Source organism: Cetobacterium sp. 2G large (assembly GCF_014250655.1).
GTDB lineage: Bacteria > Fusobacteriota > Fusobacteriia > Fusobacteriales > Fusobacteriaceae > Cetobacterium_A > Cetobacterium_A somerae.
Window position 1 is genome coordinate 1 of record NZ_JACHTH010000004.1, and the last position, 22245, is coordinate 22245.

The window sequence follows — 22245 nt, forward strand, 5'->3', positions numbered from 1 at the left end:
TTAGAAATAAATTAAAAATATTAAATCCATCTTTAAAAAAAGAGAAGAATTTAATAAAAAAAATAAGAGATTTTCTTAAAAAAATTAAAACGAGGAAATAATTTAAATTATTTCCTCGTTTATTTTAAAGTTAAATGTTATCTCTAATAAGCTTTAACATTTGTTGTTTTGTCATAGCTCCTGGAATGGCAGTTTTTATTTCACCATCTTTTCCAATGATATATGTAGTTGGAAAAGCTCGAATTTTGAAGTTATCAAAATATATGCCAGTTTTATCAAAAACTGTAGGGAAAGAATAGTTATTTTCTTGTAAAAAATATTTAATTTCATCAATATTTTTATCTTGTCCGTTTGGATTTTCTTCCGTAACAGGATTTGTTATCCCTAGTATAATAACATCATTTTTATTTTCTCCAAATTCTTTATAAAGTTCTTCAATAGTTGGCATTTCTTCTTTACAAGGTGGACACCAAGTAGCCCAAAAATTTAGAAAAACAACTTTACCTTTATAGTTGGATAAAATATGTTCATTGCCATATTGGTCTAATAAACGATAACTATCTTTATTTAAAATGGTTTCTGTATTATTAGTTATTGAACCATTGAGTGTTGATGGAATAAAATAATTAGATAGTTGATTCGTATATCCCAAAAATGTAAGTGTACCTATAATTACTAAAAATCCTCCAGCAATTTTAACTGTGTACTTTAAAAAATTTTGCTTAGATTTAAAAAAGTTTAATAAGGTTGTTGTAAATAGTCCTATCAATAAAAAAGGTATAACAAAACCTAATGAATAAATAAATATTAATAAATTTCCAATACTATTATCCTTTAAAGTAGCTGCTAAAATTAAAACTGAAGAAAGAATTGGTCCAACACAGGGAGTCCAAGCAAAACTAAATGTAAAACCAGTTATAAAGGCTACAAAAGGCGTTATTTTTTTATCACTATAAGCAATTCTTTTTTCTTTGTATAAAGGATTTAATTTAATTATCCCAAGTTGAAATAAACCTAGAATAATAATAATAACTCCACCTATTTTAGAGATTATATCTTTTTGGCTAAATGCAAGGTCACCAATTGTAGTAAAAGAAACTCCTAAAATAAAGAATGAAGTTGAAATACCAAATATAAAAAATAAAGTATTAAAAAAAACTTTCTTTTGATTATAACTAATATTTCCATAACAGTCACTTTTTTTTCCATTCCCAGCTAAAAAGCTAAAATATATGGGAATTATAGGTATTACACATGGAGAGAAAAAAGAGAGAAATCCTCCTAAAAAAGTTAAAGAATAAAAAAGTAATCCAACTTCCATACTAAACTCCTTTATATTTAATTAATATCAAAAGAATACAGTATTTTTTATAGAAAAGCAAGACAATAAAAAAGAAAAACTTCTTTTTTTAGTAGAGTATAAAAGATATAAGGAGATGGTTATATGAAAGATAAAGAGTATTATATAATAGTTGCATCAATTTGCTTTTTTAGTGGATTTATAAACATTATAACGTTAACTTATTTTGGTTACCCGATATCACATTATTCAGGAACATTTACTTCAGTTGCAAAATATATTTATGATATTAGATTTTATAAAAAATTGGTTGAACTTATTATAATGATATTTTGTTTTATGGGTGGGTCAATTTTATCTTCTATTGTAAGTAGTAATTTTCAAGAGATAAATATTAAACGGTACGGAAAGATAATAGTAGTTTTTGGTTGTATAGTGCTAATAAGTTATTTTTTAGATAAAACCGATAAATTGTTTTTATTTTTTTTAACTTTAACTATGGGATTTCAAAATGGAATGTCAATAAGATTTAAAGGTAGCTTAATAAGAAGTACTCATATGACTGGAAATTTAACTGATTTAGGGAGTTATATAGGAAAAGTTCTAAAGGGTGAAAAGAATAAAATTGAGAATATATTCCTATCAGCTTTAGAAATAGGACAGTACATTTTAGGGGGAGTAGTTGCTTTAATTTTATTAGTTTTCTTTAAATCCTATATATTATTATTGTATGGGATACTTTATATAAGTTGTGGCTTATATATGAGTTCAAGAAAATAAAAAAAGTTGATATTATTACAATATCAACTTTTATGCAGACATGATATAAATATATTCTAAAATATCCTCAGCCATTTTATATAAATTGTCATCATATAATGAATTTTCAATACTTATACTACTTTTAGGATAAACACTTTCATTGCTTTTATGAACTATAGTGGGTATATTGAAGGCAGAGGCGATATGAGTAATTCCTGTATCTACAGAGATTACTAAATCAGCTTTTTTAATTAAACTGCATAAATCTAAAATAGAATTTTCTTTTTCTATTTTTCTTACTTCAGCCCATTTTATATTAGCAAGATTATTGAGTATAGAATTTTCTTTTTCCATAGGAATACTTCTTGAAATAGTTGAAGCAGTTCCGTTATATAAAATTAAAGGTTTTTTCTTTAAAAGTCTATCATATTTATTTTTTTTATCAAAATGAATATCATAAGTCCCTCCAGGATCTTTTATTCCAAATACTTTTAATATTTCAATTCCATTCTCTCTCATGTGATTTTGTTTTTTAGTTATTTTGTCAATAATATCAAAATGTTTACTATATTTTCTTTCAATTCCAATAATTTTTTTTGCATTTAGCAATTTCATAAGAATTAGTTCTCTTAAATAGATACTTCCAACTAGTTCAATATAATAATCAAATTTATTTCTATATTTTATTCCTGTTTTAATATTTTTAAAAATATCAAAAGATTTTTTTTGATAAGTATTATCTATAATAATCTCTTTTATATATGGATTTGCTGAGGCTAATTCTTTTGTAACCTTACTAGCTAAAATAGACACTTCATATCCATTTAAAGCTAATCCTTTTATTAAAGGTGTTTTAAATAAGTAATTTCCTATTTTTTGACAATCGTTAATTAAAACTTTTTTTCCTATTACTTGAAGGTTTCTTTTTTTATCTAAAAATAATTTTCCAATAATATATCCCAATTTTTTCATAGAACCATCTCCTTTTATATATTGATATTATCTAATATAAAAGTAAAAAAATGGTAAAAATTAGAGAAAAAATTATTTTATAAAAAAATCAGAGATTTTTGTTTATATATTTCTCACGAAGAGATTCTAAAACTTTATAAAAGTTATCTAAAATTAAATCCCAACAACATTTATTTTGTAAAGGACTATAATTTGTTTTTAAAAAAGTCAAAACTGATTTTTCTCTGTCATTTAAAAGAGAAGAGTCTACTTTGTTTAATTTTTCTATAACACTATCATTATAAAGAAAAAATAAGTTATCATCTTTTGAAATATTTTCTAAAATTTTTCTTATGTCTTCAGTATAATAGTCATAAATGATATCTTCTACAGATTTAGGTAAAGAATCGACATTATAAGTAGCTTCAACATCTTGGTCTAAATCTTCATAATTTACATTCCAATTTTTAAAAACGTAATTAATATGTTTTTCTATAAATTCTTGCTCAAACATTTAAATCACTCCTTTTTAAGTTGGACAAATTTTTAGAAAAAAGTATTTACTTTAATTCATCTTTAAATAGTCCCATATTGATAGTATCGTAATACTTACCATATCTATACAATTCTTTTCTATTTCTTCCTTCCTCTTTAAAGCCTACAGCTTCATAACATCTTCTACCAGCTTCATTAAATTCAAAATAATGTAATTTTATTTTATGAATATTCATTTCTTCAAATAAAAATTTACAAAGAACTCTTAAAGTATCAGAACCAAAACCAAAACCATGATATTCTTTACCAATCCATAGTCCAATTGTGGCGACACTATTTTTTCTATCTAGACTATTTATCCCACATCCTCCAATATATTCATTAGTTTCAAGGGATTCAATTGCAAAATTAAAAAGTTCTCCGTTAGGAGCTAGGTTTTTATCCATAAAGCTTTTTTGGAATTCATAAGATAATGGAAAAATAGTTCCAATTGATAGAGTATCTCTTAGATTGTCTTCTTCAATTAACTTTAAAACTCTTTCAACTTCATTTGAATAATAAGCTCTAAGCTTGATTTTTTTACCTTTAAACATAACAAATCCCCTCCATTTTAAGATATTGACATTCATATTACCTTTAATTTGTTGAAAAGTCAAATATTTTTCTATTTCTTAAAATAAGAGAACTATTCATATATATATATATTTATATTTTATATACAAATATAACTTTGTATTTATTTTATATAATTTTATTAAAAGAGAAAATTTGCTATTATTATTGTATACAAAATTTGAGTTTTTTAGATATAATGGAGGTAGAATTGGATCACAAAGAGAGAGAAAAAAAATTAAAAGAAAAATTAAAAAATTATACAATGGATGAATTACTTGATCTAGTTATACTAGGATTAAAGCAGGATATGATAGATAAAAAAAATGATGAGCAAGAAAAAGCTTGCTAAGATTAAAATAATATACAAAAAGCTTAGATTTATATCTAAGCTTTTTATTTTATAAGTGTTATGTATTATTGACAAATAATATACAATTAATGTATTATTTAGATAATTATATTTTAGGGAGGATTATATGAAATTTGTTTTTAATCATTTTAATATTAATGTTTTAAATCTTGAAAAAAGTATAGAATTTTATGAAAAAGCTTTAGGATTAAAGGAAGTAAGAAGAAAAGAAGCGGCAGATGGTAGTTATGTTTTAGTTTATATGGGAGATGGAGAAACAGGATTTACTATCGAGCTTACATGGTTAAGAGATAGAGAAGAAGCTTATGATTTAGGAGATGAGGAGTTTCATCTAGCTTTCGTAACAGATAACTATGAAGAAGCATATAAAAAGCATAGTGAAATGGGATGTATTTGTTATGAAAACACAGCCATGGGAATTTACTTTATCAATGATCCAGATGGATATTGGCTAGAAGTTATTCCACCAAGAAAATAAAGAAATAATAAGGAGAAGAAATTTTTTCTCCTTTTTTATTATATTAGATTTTTAAAAATTATTAAGATAAAAATTAGAGGAGATATTAATTATGAAAAATTTGAAAATATACTATATTTATCATAGTTGCTTTGTAGTTGAAACAAAAAATTATCTTATAGTTTTTGATTATTTTAAAAAACCTTTAAAAAATAGAGATGATGATATATCGTTAGATGAAAAAATTTTAAATACTAAAAAGAAAGTATTAATTTTTTCATCTCATAGTCATTACGATCATTTTAATAAAGAAATTTTTTCTTGGAAAAATAAATTTAGAATAATTGAATATATTTTAAGTAGTGATATTATTTTTAATAATGAATTACAAAGTTGTCATAAAATTTGTGAGAATGAAGCTCTTGACATAAATGGAGTAAAAATAAAAGCATATGGATCCACGGATTTAGGAGTTTCTTTTTTAGTTGAAGTAGATACATTGAAGATATTTCATGCAGGGGATTTAAATTGGTGGTATTGGAAAGATGATACACCAGATGAGGAAAAATATATGAAAGAATATTATCAAAAAATTATTGAACAAATTAGAAAGAATAATAATATTGATATAGCATTTTTTCCAGTAGACCCTAGATTAGAGGAGTTTTATTATTTGGGAGGCGAATATTTTGCTGAGAATGTAAAACCAAAACTAATGATACCAATGCATTTTGATGAAAATTTTTATATATGTAAAGAATTTAAAGAAAAAATTGAGAGATTTAATGTAGAAGTAGCTCTAATAGAAAGAACTAACTATTTACTAAGAGTTAAAACCAATATTTAGATATCAGTTTAAGAAAATCATAACCTTGACTTTTAAAAAAAAATAAAGTAGATAAATACTAATTAAAATTTTATAAAAATACAAGGAGGGGCTTATGAATTTTTCAATTGATGATTTTGGTTTTTTAATTAGTTTTAATATGATTGGGACACTGGCAATTGGTTTAATTTCGCTATATATAGGATTATATATAAAAAATTATTCTAAATTTTTTAATAAATTTGGAATTCCAGCACCGGTTATTGGAGGAATATTATTTGCAGTAATACATCTAATTATAAGGCAATTAGGAATTGGAACAATAAAATATGATACAACTTTGCAAGATCCCTTTATGGTAGTATTTTTTACAACGATTGGAATAGGTTCATCAATTGCAGCATTAAAAAAAGGTGGAAAACTATTAGTTATATTTTGGTTATTAAGTGGTATAATGACTTTTATGCAGACTGTTATAGGTGTTGGAGTAGCCAAAATAACGAATATTCATCCTTTATATGGAGTTTTAGCTGGGTCTGTTTCTATGAGTGGGGGCCACGGATCTGCTGGAGCTTTTGGAAAAACGGTTGAACAATTAGGTGTTATGGGAGCAAGTACAATGGCTCTTTCGTCAGCAACATTTGGTTTATTAGCTGGAGGATTACTAGGAGCACCACTAGCATTATACCTGATAAGAAAAAATAATTTAAAAGCAGTAAACATAGTTGGAAAGGATGATGTTAATTTTGAGGAGAAATTTTCATATCAAAATATAACAGCGGATGAATTATTAAAGCATATAGCTGTACTTTCAATAATAATGATGATAGGAACTAGTTTTTCATCTATGCTAAAATCATATTTTGATTTAGCCCTTCCATCTTATGTTGGAGCAATGTTTGTTGCAATAATTTTTAATAATTTAAATGTAAAATATAATTTTATTAGCTTAAATAGGAATTTAATTGATATTTTGGGAATAACTTCTTTAAATATATTTCTATCAATGGCTTTAATTTCTTTAAGATTGTGGGAACTAGCTTCTCTAGCTGTACCGATGTTTTTAATTTTATTTGCTCAAGTTTTATTTATGGCATTTTTTACAAGTCAAATTGTATTTAAGGCAATGGGAAAAGATTATGATGCAGCGGTAATGGTTTCAGGAATGTGTGGTTCAGGACTAGGAGCTACAACAAATGCAATGTTAAATATGGGTGAGATATCCGAAAGGCACGGATATACAGTTAACCCTTATTTAATAGTAACGTTAACAGGAGCATTTTTAATAGATATATTTCAAATGCCTGTAATTATCGGTGCAATAAATATGTTTAAATAAATTGAGATATTGAAGTGTATTAAAAACAAAAAAATTACATTAGTTGTCAAAATACAATACTATAAAAACTTTAATGGGTATAAATTGTAAATAAAGAACATAATAAGAACACGATTCTTAAAATTGTATTCGAAATAAAAACACGGTTGACATAAATTTACGGATATGGTATTATTAATTGAAACCGATGATTAAGTAAATTTAATACCCCCCAAAAATTTATTTAAATCTTTTTATTTTAACACTCCCCCGTGTTATAAAAACCTTCCTTTTCCCCAAAAGGAAGGTTTTTTATTTTCATCTTTTAAGTATAAAAGGAAAAACTATAATAATAAGAATATAAAGTTATAATGAAATATAAATTAGGAGGTTTTTATGAAAACTTTAGGAGTATTTTTAATTTTAGGAGCATTAATTTTTGGATTAAGTTCATGTTCTTCATTAGATATGGAAACAGCAGGAGCATCAAAAACATCAAGTCAAAAATATTAGTAAGATATAAGAATAAGAATAGAGAAAAAGTTGAAGGAATATTTACTTCAACTTTTTTTGTTATTATTTTTTTATAAAAAAATAAAATAAAAATTGATTTTCAATTTTAAAAATAGTATTATCTTATAAAATAGGTTTGGGGAGGTAATGATGAAAAAGTTATTTATTGTTTTTTTTACATTGGGATTGGTTATTTTTGGAGGATGTGGAGAAAAAAAGAGCAAAGAAAAAGAAAAATTAGTATTTGCTCAGTTAAGTGATCCTAAAACTTTAGATCCACAAAATTCAACTGATAATTATTCTCAGGTGGCTATTACACAAATATACGATAGACTATTTGAAATAGACGAAAAAAATGGAACTCCAGTTCCAAGTTTAGTTGAAAGTTATAAAAAAATTAATGATAATATTTTAGAAATAGTATTAAAAAAGGGTGTAAAATTTACAAATGGAGATAGCTTAACTGCTGAAGATGTTAAGTTTACATTGGAAAGAGCTAAGGAAAATCCTAAGGTTGCCCATCTTTATAAGATGATTAAGGATGTAAAAGTTTTAAATAATAATACATTAGAAATTATTACAGAAGAACCATTTGCACCTCTTTTAAATCATTTGAGTCATAAATCTTCATCAATTATTAATAAAAAAGAGGTTTTAAAAAATTCAGAAAATTATTTTAATAATCCTGTAGCAACAGGACCATATAAAGTACAAAATTGGGCATTAGGAGATAGTATAACTTTAATTTCAAATGAAAACTATTATAAAGGAAGTCCTAAAATAAAAACTGTTATAATAAAAGCAGTTCCTGAAGAAAATAGTAGAGTTATTGGTTTAGAAACAGGTGAAATTGATATGTCATTAGATATTCCTGCAATTTCGTGGGAAGAGCTAGAAAAAAGTGGAAAAGCTAAAGTTTATTCAGCTCCTTCTACAACAACAGGATATGTAGGATTAAATACAAAATCACCAACTTTATCAAATAAACTTTTGAGACAAATTATAGCTATGGCTATTGACAAAGAGAGTATTGTTGATACTATATATTTAGGGAAAACAAAAGTTGCTAATCAATTTTTAGCACCACCAGTTTTTGGATATAATAAAGATGCTTTACCTCAAGAATACAATGTTGAAAAAGCACAACAACTTTTAGAAGAAAATGGATTAGTTGGAACTAAATTAAAAATATCTGTAAGTAGTCCAGAAAGAGTTCAAGTGGCAACAATAATACAAGATCAATTAAAAAAAATAGGTATAGATTTAGAAATTGAACTACTAGAATGGGGAGCTTTTTTATCTCAAACGGGATCTGGGAACACAGATATGTTTATTATGGGATGGGGACCATCAACATACGATGGTGACTATGGGTATTATCCAAATATTCACACTAGTCAGATGGGAAGTAATGGTAATAGGGCATTTTATTCAAATCCAAAGATAGATAGTCTTTTAGAATTAGCTAGAAAAGAGAATGACATAGAAAAGCGAAAGGAATATTATAAAGAGATTCAAGAGATTTTAAATGAAGATGTTCCTTTAATTCCTTTATACCATGGAAATGTTGTTTATGGAGTTAATACTAATCTAAAAAATGTTGAAGCAACAGGATATCCGGAGTTTTATAAATATGAATTTTAGTTTTGGGGAGGAAGTAATGGATACAATTAAATTATTAGAAAAATTGTCAAATTTACATGGAGCACCAGGTCATGAACAAGAAGTTTTAGAATTTATAAAAGATAATATGAAAGGTTATATTTGTGAGAGAGATTCTATAAATAATCTTTATATAAAAACGAATATAGAACAAGATAAACCTATTGTAGCACTAGATTGTCATAGTGATGAAGTTGGTTTTATAGTAGAAGGAATTAAAGCCAATGGAACTATAACATTTTTACCTTTAGGAGGATGGCATATAACAAATATTCCAGCCCATTCAGTTGTTATAAGAAATTTCAAAGGAGACTATATAAAGGGAGTTGTATCATCTAAACCACCTCACTTTATGACACCAGAAGAAAAGCAAAGATTGCCGAAGATAGAAGAATTAGTTATAGATATTGGAACTAGTTCATATGAGGAAACTGTAGAGTTGTATGGAATAGAAGTTGGAAATCCAATAACACCAGACGTAATGTTTTCATATGATGAAAAAATAGAAGTTGTTAGAGGAAAAGCTTTTGATAATAGACTTGGATGTGCTATTGTAATGGAAGTTATGAAGGGAATAAAATCTAAAGAATTAAAAGTAGAAGCGGTAGGAGTGATAAGTGCTCAAGAGGAAGTTGGGTTAAGAGGAGCTCAAGTAGCGGCAAATACAATAAAGCCTGATTTTGCAATTATTTTTGAAGGGTCACCTGCAGATGATACATTTAAAGATGCTTTTTCATCAAAAGGAGCTATAGGAAAAGGGGTGCAGCTTAGAGTTTTGGATGCAGGAATGGTTTCAAATCCAAGAGTTCAGGAGTTTGTAAAAAATATTGCAATTAAAAACAATATTCCATTCCAAGTTATAGCAAGAAGTGGAGGAAGCACAAATGGTGGTAAATACCATATTGCTGAAAAAAGTATTCCGACAGTTGTTATTGGAATTCCAACAAGATATATTCATACTCATTATACATATGCATCAGTAAAAGATTTTAAAAATGCAATCTCTTTAGGGGAAAAAATATTAGAAGAGTTATCAAAAGATACAATAAAAAGTTTTTAGATTTATAAGAAAAAATGTCAAGAGATTATCTTGACATTTTTTTTATTAAAGTAAAATCGAACAAACTAGTCAATAATTTTAAGGCCAAGTTCTCTAGCAATTATAGTTGCAGCAACTTCAGCAACTTCTCCTGTGAAAGAAACACATTGGTTTTTATGTTCTTTTGCTCCCATATCCATTCCATGAGTTAAAACTTTACAACATAAAACTTTGTGATTTTTTCTAAACTCTTCTTGTAATTCGTAAGCTAGTTCAAGATTTTTATTAACTTTAGTATCTCCACCTTTAGTTCTCCCAAAGAAATAACTAATTGCCATAACTCCACCACTAACAGCACCACAAACACATTTAGATTTACCAATACCAACTGGAAATCCAGAGGCAACAGCAATTAATGCTTCTGGCATTTCAGGAGCAATATTATTTCTAATAGAGTTAACTATTGCTTCTGAGCAGAAAAAATCACCTACTCTATAAGCCTCTTCTGCATCAAACTTTATTTTTTTAATACTTATTTCATTGTTCATTGTTTTCACTCCTTATTTTACAAATTTATTTGTATATTTTAACATTAATATAAAAAAGTAGCAAAACAATATTAGAAAACTATTCTACAATTTTCTTATATCCACTTTTTATAAAAAATATAGATGATACCACAAGCATGATAAGCTCATTAACAGGAGCAGATAACCAAATTCCTTTTGTATTGAAAATTCCTGGTAAAAGAAATAATAAAATATTAATAAAAATAAGACCTCTTAAAACACTTAAAATACTTGATATAAAAGCATCTTCTACAGCTGTAAAATATGAACTAATAATAATATTAATTCCCATTAAGATATATGTAAAACTATAATATATAACAGCTTCTTTAGTTAAAATAAATAGTTCTTTATTTTCTTTTATAAAAATAGAAACTAATTCATTAGCAAACATATTTATGATGAAAAAGAAAAATATTCCTAAAGAAAAAACTGTAACAGTTCCTATTTTTAATATTTTTAAAACTCTTTTATTAGATTGAGCACCATAGTTAAAGCTTATAATGGGCTGTAGTCCTTGAGAAAATCCAATCATTGTCATAGTAACAAGAGTAGATATATAGCTGATAACACTAAAAGCGGAAATTCCTTCATTTCCAATTATAGCCATTATATTTATATTAAAAGCCATTATAACTACGCCAGTAGCCATCTCAGTTAAAAATTCAGAAGAACCATTATATAAAATAGTTCCTACTGTTTTTAGATTAAATTTAGTAAAAGTGTATCTTAATTTTTTAGCTTTAAATAAGAGATAATATCCTAACATTAAAGCTGTTGTCATTTGAGCAGCTCCAGTAGCAATAGCAGCACCCTTAATTCCCATATCCAGTATAACTATTAAAAAATAATCTAAAACAATATTCATAATAGCTCCACCCAATATACAAAGTAAAGAGTAATTAGGGCTTCCTTCTATTCTTACAAAACTTTCAAAACCGTAGGAAAGCATATAAAAAAGAGTAAAGAAAGATAAATAAAATAGATAGGTTGTAGCTTCTTCTAAAATAATATCATTAGCTCCTAAAATTCTAACAACTTTTTCAGGAAAAATTATTCCAATCAAACTCAAGATTGAACTAAAAACCATAAAAAGCTGTAAAGAAGTACTATAAGATTTTAGAGCTTTTTTATCTTCTCCAGATCCAAGTTGAATAGCAATCATAGTAGAACTCCCAACCGCAACCATTATACCAATAGCAAAAGAAAAATTAACATAAGGCATAACGATATTTACAGCTGCTAAACTTTTAGCTCCTAAGAATTTACCAATGAATATTCCATCCACTATTGTGTATAAAGAGAAGATCCACATGGTCAGAATAGAAGGAACTCCATATTTAAAAATAAGTTTAAAAAGATTTTCATTTAATAATTTTTTTTGCATAGTAATCGCCTCCAACCATATTATAAACTCTAGAATAGTTCTAGAGTCAACTCTTTAATAAAATAAAGAAGTAGTGTATAATATTTATGAGGTGAGTTTATGAAAAAATATTATTCTATAGGAGAAATAAGTAAAATATATAATATAAGTGTTGATACATTAAGACACTATGAAAAAATAAAACTTTTAGAACCAGCTTTTAGAAAAAGCACAGGATATCGATATTATTCAAGTGAACAGATTTGGAAATTAAATAATATAAGAAATTTAAGGGGATTAGGACTTGGATTAGAAGCTATAAAAGGTTTCTTAGAAACAAGAAGCGTTAATTCTACAGAAAAAGTTTTAGATTCACAGCTGGAAATTGTAGAAAGAGAATTAGAAAAATTTAGTAGATTAAAAGAAGAGTTGTTGATTAAAAAAGCCAATTTAGAATATTTTAAAAATAACATATCTTTTGGAGTTCCACAATTAAAAAATATATCTAAGAGAAGAATTATAAAATCTAAAGGTCGTGTCAAAGATGATGGTGATATTGATTTTAAAATAAAACTTTTGAGTATAAAAACTCTTTCAGAAAATGATTTTTTGTTTACAGAAAATGAGTTTGGAGGAACTTTAAGTAGAGAAAATTTTTCGAAAAAAAGATATGATACTTATGAAGAAATTTTTGTAATAAATAACGAAGGAACAGAAGAGGGAGAGGAAATTGAAGCTGGAGATTATGTTTCTATTTACTATAGAGGATACTATTCAGAAAATTATAGATATTATGAAAAAGCTAAGCGTTTTATTAAAGAAAATGAATTAAGCATTACGGGAGATATTTTTGAAATTTTTCATATAGATATACATACTACAGAAAATTCAGAAGAATATATAACTGAAATACAAATTCCTGTAAAAAAGCTATAGATTATTTGTTTTCTAAATAAAATATAAATGTTATAATCAAATAGACTAACTATATGAAGTCAAGTATATAATTTTGTTTTTTCTAAAATATTTTTTAGAATTTTTTAAAAAATATGGGCGTGTTTCTAGGAGACGACTCTTTGAGAAATTTTAAAGTCGCCTTTTAAAAAATAAAATCATTAAAATATTTAGTTTTGTGGAACAAAATTAATATTATTCTTTAAAAGATGAAAAATTACTCTAAGTAGCTTCTTAGATGTATGACTAATTGCAACATAATGATGTTTTCCTTCATTCTTCTTTTTCTCCTGATAAAGTTTGAATGTAGGATCACGCATTGCTACTAAGCGTGCAGCTTGTATGATTGCCCATCGAAGATACGTAGAACCTCTTTTTACCATTGAAGTCCCTGTGGCTTGAAACTTTCCTGATTGGTAAACAGAAGGTTCTAATCCTGCGAAAGCCAATAATTTAGCTGGAGTTTGAAATCGCGAGATATCTCCAACTTCAGATAATATAATCGATGCTAGCGTATAAGAGATTCCAGGTATACTTATCAATGGTGTTTTCATTTGAATAAGAAGTTCTTTGATTTTCTTATCTAAAATATAAATTTCATCTAAATAATAATTAATTATTCTAATTGTTTGTTGAAGCTCAAAAGAAGTTCCACTACTATTGATGCCAATAGATTTGGAAGCTAGATTTTTTAAAGCTATTGCCTTATCTTTTCCATACTTTCCCTTTGAGGTTTTGGATAAAAGATTAGTTAATTTAGTTAAATGACAGTTAGAAATATCATGAGCACTTGGAAACTCTAAAAGCATAGCATAACTAGATTTTTGATGTATCGACCATATTAACGTCCCTAGTTCGGGAAATAAAATTGTAAGTAAACGCGAGACAGAAACTTTTAATTTAGCACACTGTCCGATTAATCTATAACGGTGTCTAGTTAGAGATTTTAATTCTCTAATTTCATCAGATACAAGTGCTGTTGGGGTTTGGTCTGAGTTGAATAGCAAGGTTGTAATAAACTTAGCATCAACTTTGTCAGTTTTGGTTTTTCTTAGTGTTTGAGACTTCCTAAAGGAAGCTACAGCAAGGGGATTAAATACCGTAAGTTGGTATCCCTTGGTACGCAAGAAATTTTCTAAATTGATACCGTAATGACCGGTAGATTCAAGCCCTATACGCACATCACTAGCGACTTGACAGTTTGAGGAGATAATGGAGTAAAGAGTATTAAATCCTTCAAGAGTATTTGTGATTCTTAAATTATCGCTGATAAGAACGCCATCAGAGGTAACAATGTAGCAGTCGTGTTTGTCTTTCGCGATATCAATTCCTACATAAATCATAATTCACCACCTTGAAAATATATTAAAAGTACTGTTTATTTTCCACTAAAGCTTTATACTGAATGTATCCTCGTCCTATATAAAACGTCAAGCGTTATCTAACTAATTAACAAATTAGTATAAAGCTGTGGTTATAGCCTATATTAAAATAGTCTAGTTGAACTAGCTATAGGTGAAAATAATAATCCACAGCACTTTAGTAAATTATAACAGATAAATTGATGAAGATTTTTATATCTTCATTATACGAGGGTGATATGATGGGAAAAATGACAAAGGCTATAAGTAAAGAAGAGATTGATACTATTTTAGGGTCAATAAAGATAAAACAAGATGTAAGAAACGCTTTATTAGTAGAATTAAATACAGGACTTAGAATTCAAGACATAGCTAGACTTAGATATAATGATATTCAATTTGGAAAATTAGAAATAATTGAGAAAAAGACAAAAAAGCCCCAAATTACAAGAATAAATATGGAGTTAGTTGAATATCTTTTTAAAAATAGAACTAGAGAGGATAATTTTATATTTGCCTCAAATGAAAAAGAAGTAAAAGCTTTTGTAAGAAAAGTACAAGATCAAATATTAAAAGCGTGTGATTATGAAAATATTGATAGTACCTTCATAAGCACACATAGTTTTAGAAAATCTTTTGCCACGTTAGCATATAATGAAACTAAAGATATTATGTTTGTACAGCAACTATTAAATCATTCAAGTGTTTCTGTTACTCAAAAATATATTAGAGTAAATAAAGAGAAAGCTGATGATTATAGAGGGAAGCAAAGGCTAGGATTTTAAATATAAATTTATAGAGGTTGACAAAATAATTTAAATGTAGTATTATCATCACAGATAGAAAAATCGGTAGGTGAGGCTACCATAGGGATAAGGGTTGCTGCCGCGAAATAGTGGAGACACTATGAGTTGGTTAACAGTCTATGTCGAATTCAAGGCATAGAATAATGCAATTTCATCGCCCTATGAAGCTAAAGCTCAAACGGTTATTAAAGTAAATTATTTTTTGATTATTTACCTTATTACTTGTTTGAGTAATGAGGTTTTTTTATTTTAAATTTAAAATTTGGAGGTGTAAAAATGGAAGGAGATGTCCAGATTAGTAGGAGAAGTACTTTTTATTTAAAATATTATTTAAGAATAGATTTAAGTTCTCTTACAGTGGAAAATCTATTCTATTTTTAGCATTGAAAAAATTAGTACTTCTCATTTAAAAAATTTAATTATATGAGGAGGAATTTAAAATGAAAAAACTTATATCGCTAGATGCCCATAATAGATTGAATTGGGCTATGAAGGAAAACATTGAAAATATTTTTATAAAATTGAAAACAGGAGTATCTGGTTTAAGTAATGACTCTATCGAAATAATGAGAGAAGCTTTTGGAAAAAATAAGATTTCAGATCAAAAAAAGGATTCAGCTTTAAAAAAATTTATATTCGCTTTTATAAATCCTTTTACGATAATTCTTTTTATATTAGCTGGAGTTTCTCTCTTCACTGAAGTTATTCTTGCAAATTCAGAGAATAAAGATTTTACAGGTGTAATCATAATATCGACAATGGTTATTACAAGTGGTTTATTACGTTTTATTCAAGAGTCTCGTTCAGATAATGCTGTTGAAAAATTAAATGAAATGGTAGAAACGACTGCACTCATAACTAGAAGTGGAATATCAAAAGAGATTCCTGTAGATGAAATTGTTGTTGGTGATTTAATAATATTGAATGCTGGAGATATAGTTCCAGCTGACATAAGATTAATACAGGCAAAAGACTTATTTATAAGTCAATCATCTTTAACTGGAGAAAGTGAGCCTGTTGAGAAGATTATTGTAGAAATTTCGGAGAATATTTTACCTTTAGAATCTAAGAATTTAATTTTTATGGGAAGTAATATTATAAGTGGATCTAGTAAAGGAATTGTAATTACTACAGGTGATGAAACGATATTAGGAAGAATTGCAAAAGATTTAAATAAGAAAAAAAACATAACAAGTTTTGAAAAAGGAGTTAATTCTGTTTCTAAAGTATTGATAACATTTATGCTTTTTATGGTTCCTTTTATTTTTTTGATTAATGGTGTTGTTAAAGGCGATTGGTTTGAGGCATTTTTATTTGCCCTTTCTATTGCAGTAGGATTGACTCCAGAAATGTTACCAATGATTGTTTCGGCTAATCTTGCAAAAGGTGCTAGAAAAATGGCAAAGAAAAAAGTAATAGTAAAAAATTTAAACGCTATTCAAGACTTAGGAGCAATGGATATTCTATGTACAGATAAAACAGGAACTCTGACTGAGGATAAAATTATATTGGAACATTATTTTAACATTAATGAACAAGAGGATAAAGATGTTCTAAAATATGCTTTTTTAAATAGTTTTTATCAAACAGGATTAAAAAATTTAATAGATATAGCTATAATAAAACATGCTAATGAAAAAGAAATTGATTTGTTAACAAAAACATATACGAAAATTGACGAGATACCTTTTGATTTTAATCGTCGTAAAATGAGTGTTTTAGTAGAAAATATAGATAAAAACATTGAGCTTGTAACGAAAGGTGCTGTAGAAGAGATAATTGAAATTTCATCTTTTATTCAAAAAGATGGAGAAATAGTTTCTTTAACTAGGGAGCTAAAAGAGGAGATAATGCAGCAAGTTAAAAAATTTAATAGTTTTGGATTAAGAATATTAGGTATTGCTAAAAAAGAACTAAATAGAAATAGTTGTAGTTTAACAGATGAAAATAATATGATTTTCATGGGATATTTAGCATTTTTAGATCCACCTAAATCAAGTACTAAAGAGGCGATAAAATCACTTTTAGAATTTAATGTAGGAATTAAAATTTTAACAGGGGACAACGATTCTGTTACTGCTTATGTTTGTTCTCAAGTTGGAATTGATAATACAGGAATAATGTTAGGTTCAGAATTAGATAGATTAAGTTTATCAGAATTAAAAATAGCTGTAGAAAAGAAAAGTATTTTTGCAAAATTGTCTCCAGACCAAAAGACATTGATAGTAAAAACATTAAGAGAGAATGGACATACTGTCGGTTTTATGGGGGATGGAATAAATGACGCATCAGCTATGAAAGAAGCAGATGTTGGAATATCTGTTGATTCAGCAGTTGATATAGCTAAAGAATCGGCTGATATTATTTTATTAGAAAAAAGTTTGATGGTTTTAGAAGATGGAATAATTGAAGGTAGAAAAATTTATGGAAATATAATTAAATATATAAAAATGACAGCTAGTTCAAACTTTGGAAATATGTTCTCAATGTTAGTTGCAAGTGCATTTTTACCATTTTTACCAATGTATCCAATTCAAATTTTAATGTTAAATTTGATTTATGATATATCATGTATTGCAATTCCTTGGGATAATGTGGATAGTGATTTTATAAAAAAACCTAAAAAATGGGATGCTTCATCTATAAAAAACTTTATGCTATGGATAGGTCCGAGTAGTTCAATTTTTGATATAACAACTTATATTGTGATGTATTTTATAATTACCCCACATATCTTAAAAGGTGAATTTCATAGTTTAGATGTCTTAAATCAAGAAAGATTTATATCTATTTTTAATACTGCTTGGTTTATAGAATCTCTTTGGTCTCAAACACTTGTTATATATTTAATAAGAACATCAAAATTATCATTTTTTAAAAATAGACCATCTTGGCAAGTAATATTATTGACAACAATTGGAATAACTATAGGAACAATTATCCCGTTTACAATTTTAGGAGATAAACTGGGTATGGTGGCCTTACCTTATTACTATTTTATTTTCTTATTTGTTACGTTAACAGCATACATATCGTTAGTTTCAGTTTTAAAAATAAAATTTATAAAAAAGTATAAAGAGTTATTGTAAAATAAAAGTCCATAGAATTATTTTCTATGGACTTTTTATATAATAATAAATTATTTTTTACCATAAAGTAAAACTTCAGATTTATTACTTGGAAGTTGAGTTGCTTTTACTTCAGTAAATCCAAATGTTTTAAATGTATCAATATGTTTTAAAACTTCTTTTACAGATATTTTATCTCCAATTTTTAGAGTGTAGTAAACTGTATGAATGCTCGGTCTTATAGACATAAATCTTTTAAGTTGACCTAAAATAAGTGATGGTAAGACATTAACATCAGATACTAGGAGATGACATGGCCTAGGAATATCAGAATCCTGAACTTTTTGCATAGGTTCTTTTATATGAGTAAACATAGGATTTTTTAAAAGATCTTCATTCATAAGAGCATTATCTACTCCATAAACTCTGAAACCTCTTTCTACCATAGCATAACTTGCTCCACCAGGAGCTGAACCTAATTCAAGAACAATTTCATTTTTGCCACAATTATAGTTTGACCAGATTAAAGCTTCAGCTATTTTTAAATAAGCTCTAGATGGAGCTGATTTAGGAAGGACTAAATTAGGGTTTGCACCTGGAATAAGCCAAGAACATTTGTGAGCTTTTCTCATTCCTAACCAATATTCACCTTCTTTAACTTCTAATACATCTAAAATAGTATCTCCAATATTTGCATATTCTCCTGAAGATTCACCATTTACGAAAGAAAATTTATGAATTTTATCAATAGAATATTTTTTTATCTCATTTTCTAGGTTGCTTTTATCAACTTTTCCTAAAGATATTCCATACGCTCTTGCAAAAACTAAATTTAGCTTACTGTTGAAATTCAAAGTTTCACTATTATCTTTAAAAGTTATATAACCGGGTCTAGAATAAGCAAAGCTTAATTCAGGATATTTAATAGCTACCTCTTCTTTTAATAATTTTTCACTTCCAATATTAACAATTGTATAAATAAACATTAATCACTCCTAAAAATTACTATATCTTTTTTGACATAATAATATAGCATTTTCTTCAAAAAATCTCAAGATTGAAATTATTATAATGAAAAAATTATTGACTATCATTTAACTTTAGGGTTTATACTAATATAGTACTATCGAGAAATAAAGTAAGACATATTTATGCCATAAAATTTTGTTAGAATAAAAAAACTTTGAAAGTGATACACATATTTTACACAAATATAAGTTATTACTAAAGTAGAAAATATATTTAATGGAGAGTAGTTATGAATAAACTTAAAATTTTAAAGAAATTAAAAAATAATTTAGAACTTAATATAGAGGAAATGGAAGAGTTATCGTCACATTTGCCTAATGAAACTTATAGTTTTATAAGAGAATGTTTAGAAAAAAGAGGTAAAGTATTAATATCAGAGATTTCAGAAAATTGTTTATTGTATTTAGAAAGTTTTGGAATTTGTAGTTTAACTTCAGATGTTTTTATAAGGGAATATGCAGAAGAAATAGGTTACTATGCTTTGAATTATAATAAAAAAATTTTTGAAGAATTATTTACCTATTTAGAAAGTAAGAAAAGCTCTTAGAGTTAATCTAAGAGCTTTTCTTAAAATTCTTTTAATAAATCTATAATTTCTATAATTTTTTTATTTTTTAAACTATAATGAACCCAACCACCATCTTTTTTTGAATTTAAAATCTTAGCATCTTTTAAAATTTTTAAGTGTTGAGATAAATTAGACTGCCCAATATTAAATGCTTCTTGTATTTTACAAACACATAAATTTTCATTTATAATTAGTAGTTTTATGATATCAAGTCTTAAGGGATGAGCTAAAGCTTTTAAAATTTTAATTTCTTTTTCCATTGTAAAACTCCTTTCTGATGACAATAAGAACTATTTGTCTATATAATAATATAAGAATTAAAAAAAAGTCAATATTTAATTAAAGTAGTATTACTCAAAGGTAAAAAATATAATATAAAAGGATATTTAGATAATTTTTAGAAAATTAAATTAATTTAAATTAATTTAATTGGAGGTTATAATGGAACTAAAAATTTTATCTAATATCAATAGTCCAGTAGATTTAAAAAATCTTACTATTGGAGAATTAAATATCTTAGCGCAAGAGATAAGAGAAACTTTATTGGAAAAAATTAGCCAAACGGGAGGACATTTTGCACCAAATTTAGGTATAATTGAAGCAACTATTGCACTCCATTATGTTTTTAATTCTCCAATAGATAAATTTGTATTTGACGTTTCTCATCAAACTTATCCTCATAAGATATTAACTGGAAGAAAAGATGCATTTCTTAATAAAGATAAATATGGGACAGTAACGGGATTTACAAATCCCCATGAAAGTGATCATGATTTTTTCACAATTGGGCATACCTCTACTTCAATTAGTTTAGCTTGTGGTTTAGCAAAAGGTAGAGATTTATTAAATGGAAAAGAAAATATTGTGGCAATAATAGGTGATGGATCATTAAGTGGAGGAGAAGCTTATGAAGGATTAAATAATGCAGCAGTATCAGGCAAAAATATAATAATTTTAGTTAATGATAACAATATGTCCATTGCAAAAAATCATGGTGGTTTATATAAAGATTTAGAATTGTTACGTGAAACTAAAGGAAAATCTGAGAATAACTTTTTTAAATCTTTAGGATTTGAATATCATTTTGTAGATGATGGAAATAATATTGAAAAATTAATAGAAGCTCTAAAAAAAGTTAAAGATATTGATCATCCTGTTGTAGTTCATATGCATACTATAAAAGGAAAAGGATACAAAGACGCAGTTAAACATTTAGAATTTTATCATTATGTTTCTCCATTTGATTTAAAAAATCCAAAATTAATGTTAGAAAAGAAAGGAGAAAGTTACTCGGATATATCTGAAAATTTTTTAATAAAAAAAGCTAAAGGTGATAAAAGTGTAGTTGTAATAACGGCAGCAACACCAGGAAGTGTAGGATTACAAAAATTTAGAGAAGAGTGTAAAGAGCAGTATATAGATGTAGGAATAGCAGAGGAACATGCAATAGCATTAGTATCTGGAATATCTAAAAGAGGAGCAAAGCCAGTAGTAGAAGCCGTTGGAACTTTTCTTCAAAGAACCTATGATCAACTGTCTCAAGACTTAGCAATAAATAATAATCCGGCTACAATAGTTGTACATCATGGTGGAATTAGTAATTCGAGTATTACTCATTACGGAATATTTGATATTCCATTAATATCTAATATTCCAAATATTGTTTATTTAGCTCCTACTACAAAGGAAGAGTATTTAGCTATGCTAGAATGGTCAATAGAACAAAGACAGTATCCAGTAGCAATAAGAGTTCCAAATACAGCTGTAATATCCACAGGAGAAGAAGTAGAACCTAAGTTTGATAATCTTAATAAATTTTTAAAAGTTGAAAGTGGAAATCAAATAGCTATAATTGGTTTAGGCGATTTTTTTCATTTAGGAAAAAAAGTATATGATGAATTAAAAAAAATAGGAATAAATAGTACACTTATAAATCCTAGATTTATAACAGGAATAGATGAAGAGATGTTATATAAGCTTCTAGAAGGGCACGAGCTTGTAATAACTTTAGAAGATGGTGTTTTAGATGGTGGATTTGGCGAAAAAATTTCAAGATTTTATTCAGATAAAGATATAAAAGTTTTAAATTTTGGAGCAAAAAAAGAGTTTGTAGAAAGTGTTCCTTTAAAAGAACTTTATGAACGTTATCATTTGACAGAGAAATTAATTATTGAAGACATAATGAAAATATTTAAATAAAATAATAAAGATGGACT

General features: G+C 26.6%; 21 protein-coding genes and 1 riboswitch. Of the genes, 12 read left to right on the forward strand and 9 right to left on the reverse strand.

The window, feature by feature from the left end; genetic code table 11:
• Positions 1 to 130: 130 nt before the first annotated feature.
• Complete coding sequence (locus H5J23_RS02510; protein WP_023052264.1) at positions 131 to 1321, reverse strand: cytochrome c biogenesis protein/redoxin; 1191 nt, start codon at positions 1319 to 1321, stop codon at positions 131 to 133.
• Positions 1322 to 1444: 123 nt separating this feature from the next.
• On the opposite strand from H5J23_RS02510, the gene H5J23_RS02515 reads away from it, so the two are divergent.
• Positions 1445 to 2080, forward strand: coding sequence for a YoaK family protein (locus H5J23_RS02515; protein WP_185890893.1), 636 nt, complete (start codon positions 1445 to 1447; stop codon positions 2078 to 2080).
• A gap of 30 nt (positions 2081 to 2110) precedes the next feature.
• On the opposite strand, the gene H5J23_RS02520 is transcribed toward H5J23_RS02515, so the two are convergent.
• The 3 genes from H5J23_RS02520 to H5J23_RS02530 form a co-directional block, all read right to left on the reverse strand.
• The gene (locus tag H5J23_RS02520; protein ID WP_023052262.1) at positions 2111 to 3034 is read right to left on the reverse strand and encodes a glycosyltransferase family 9 protein; all 924 of its coding nucleotides are present in this window, start codon (positions 3032 to 3034) and stop codon (positions 2111 to 2113) included.
• An 88-nt stretch (positions 3035 to 3122) separates the two neighbouring features.
• The gene (locus tag H5J23_RS02525; RefSeq protein WP_023052261.1) at positions 3123 to 3527 is read right to left on the reverse strand and encodes a hypothetical protein; all 405 of its coding nucleotides are present in this window, start codon (positions 3525 to 3527) and stop codon (positions 3123 to 3125) included.
• Between the two features lie 46 nt (positions 3528 to 3573).
• Positions 3574 to 4101, reverse strand: a complete 528-nt coding sequence (locus H5J23_RS02530) for a GNAT family N-acetyltransferase (protein ID WP_185890894.1) — start codon at positions 4099 to 4101, stop codon at positions 3574 to 3576.
• A 230-nt stretch (positions 4102 to 4331) separates the two neighbouring features.
• Here H5J23_RS02530 and H5J23_RS02535 point away from each other — a divergent pair, with 230 nt between their 5' ends.
• The 6 genes from H5J23_RS02535 (at position 4332) to H5J23_RS02560 (ending at position 10329) form a co-directional block, all read left to right on the forward strand.
• On the forward strand, positions 4332 to 4472 hold the full coding sequence (locus H5J23_RS02535; RefSeq protein WP_156898029.1) for a hypothetical protein: 141 nt from the start codon (positions 4332 to 4334) through the stop codon (positions 4470 to 4472).
• 127 nt (positions 4473 to 4599) lie between these two features.
• A complete protein-coding gene (locus tag H5J23_RS02540) occupies positions 4600 to 4971 on the forward strand; it encodes a VOC family protein (protein ID WP_023051475.1) in 372 nt (123 codons plus the stop codon).
• A gap of 91 nt (positions 4972 to 5062) precedes the next feature.
• Positions 5063 to 5797 carry an MBL fold metallo-hydrolase gene (locus H5J23_RS02545; RefSeq protein ID WP_023051476.1) on the forward strand — a complete coding sequence of 245 codons (735 nt, stop codon included), beginning with the start codon at positions 5063 to 5065 and terminating at the stop codon, positions 5795 to 5797.
• A gap of 94 nt (positions 5798 to 5891) precedes the next feature.
• The gene (gltS, locus tag H5J23_RS02550; protein WP_023051477.1) at positions 5892 to 7115 is read left to right on the forward strand and encodes a sodium/glutamate symporter; all 1224 of its coding nucleotides are present in this window, start codon (positions 5892 to 5894) and stop codon (positions 7113 to 7115) included.
• Between the two features lie 642 nt (positions 7116 to 7757).
• Entirely contained in the window at positions 7758 to 9251 is a 1494-nt protein-coding gene (locus H5J23_RS02555) for an ABC transporter substrate-binding protein (protein ID WP_023051478.1), read from the forward strand.
• A gap of 16 nt (positions 9252 to 9267) precedes the next feature.
• Entirely contained in the window at positions 9268 to 10329 is a 1062-nt protein-coding gene (locus H5J23_RS02560; protein WP_255494347.1) for a M42 family metallopeptidase, read from the forward strand.
• A gap of 65 nt (positions 10330 to 10394) precedes the next feature.
• Here the strand turns inward: H5J23_RS02560 and H5J23_RS02565 are convergent, their stop codons facing one another.
• On the reverse strand, positions 10395 to 10856 hold the full coding sequence (locus tag H5J23_RS02565) for a C-GCAxxG-C-C family (seleno)protein (protein WP_023051480.1): 462 nt from the start codon (positions 10854 to 10856) through the stop codon (positions 10395 to 10397).
• A 79-nt stretch (positions 10857 to 10935) separates the two neighbouring features.
• A complete protein-coding gene (locus H5J23_RS02570; RefSeq protein WP_185890897.1) occupies positions 10936 to 12264 on the reverse strand; it encodes an MATE family efflux transporter in 1329 nt (442 codons plus the stop codon).
• Positions 12265 to 12363: 99 nt separating this feature from the next.
• Between H5J23_RS02570 and H5J23_RS02575 the strand changes: the two genes are divergently transcribed.
• Positions 12364 to 13179: a MerR family transcriptional regulator gene (locus H5J23_RS02575; protein ID WP_023051482.1), complete on the forward strand. Its 816-nt coding sequence runs from the start codon at positions 12364 to 12366 to the stop codon at positions 13177 to 13179.
• 188 nt (positions 13180 to 13367) lie between these two features.
• On the opposite strand, the gene H5J23_RS02580 is transcribed toward H5J23_RS02575, so the two are convergent.
• Positions 13368 to 14540: an IS110 family transposase gene (locus H5J23_RS02580; RefSeq protein WP_185890899.1), complete on the reverse strand. Its 1173-nt coding sequence runs from the start codon at positions 14538 to 14540 to the stop codon at positions 13368 to 13370.
• 257 nt (positions 14541 to 14797) lie between these two features.
• Between H5J23_RS02580 and H5J23_RS02585 the strand changes: the two genes are divergently transcribed.
• Entirely contained in the window at positions 14798 to 15343 is a 546-nt protein-coding gene (locus H5J23_RS02585) for a tyrosine-type recombinase/integrase (RefSeq protein ID WP_084537746.1), read from the forward strand.
• A 55-nt stretch (positions 15344 to 15398) separates the two neighbouring features.
• Positions 15399 to 15554, forward strand: a riboswitch (M-box (ykoK) riboswitch).
• A gap of 250 nt (positions 15555 to 15804) precedes the next feature.
• Positions 15805 to 18453, forward strand: coding sequence for a magnesium-translocating P-type ATPase (gene mgtA / locus H5J23_RS02590; RefSeq protein WP_185890901.1), 2649 nt, complete (start codon positions 15805 to 15807; stop codon positions 18451 to 18453).
• A gap of 50 nt (positions 18454 to 18503) precedes the next feature.
• Here the strand turns inward: mgtA and H5J23_RS02595 are convergent, their stop codons facing one another.
• The gene (locus H5J23_RS02595; RefSeq protein ID WP_185890902.1) at positions 18504 to 19418 is read right to left on the reverse strand and encodes an SAM-dependent methyltransferase; all 915 of its coding nucleotides are present in this window, start codon (positions 19416 to 19418) and stop codon (positions 18504 to 18506) included.
• 272 nt (positions 19419 to 19690) lie between these two features.
• On the opposite strand from H5J23_RS02595, the gene H5J23_RS02600 reads away from it, so the two are divergent.
• Positions 19691 to 20008 carry a hypothetical protein gene (locus tag H5J23_RS02600; RefSeq protein ID WP_185890904.1) on the forward strand — a complete coding sequence of 106 codons (318 nt, stop codon included), beginning with the start codon at positions 19691 to 19693 and terminating at the stop codon, positions 20006 to 20008.
• 20 nt (positions 20009 to 20028) lie between these two features.
• Here H5J23_RS02600 and H5J23_RS02605 read toward each other — a convergent pair whose 3' ends face one another.
• Complete coding sequence (locus H5J23_RS02605) at positions 20029 to 20289, reverse strand: helix-turn-helix transcriptional regulator (protein ID WP_023051487.1); 261 nt, start codon at positions 20287 to 20289, stop codon at positions 20029 to 20031.
• Between the two features lie 181 nt (positions 20290 to 20470).
• Here H5J23_RS02605 and H5J23_RS02610 point away from each other — a divergent pair, with 181 nt between their 5' ends.
• A complete protein-coding gene (locus H5J23_RS02610; RefSeq protein WP_023051488.1) occupies positions 20471 to 22228 on the forward strand; it encodes a 1-deoxy-D-xylulose-5-phosphate synthase in 1758 nt (585 codons plus the stop codon).
• The last annotated feature ends 17 nt before the right edge of the window (positions 22229 to 22245 follow it).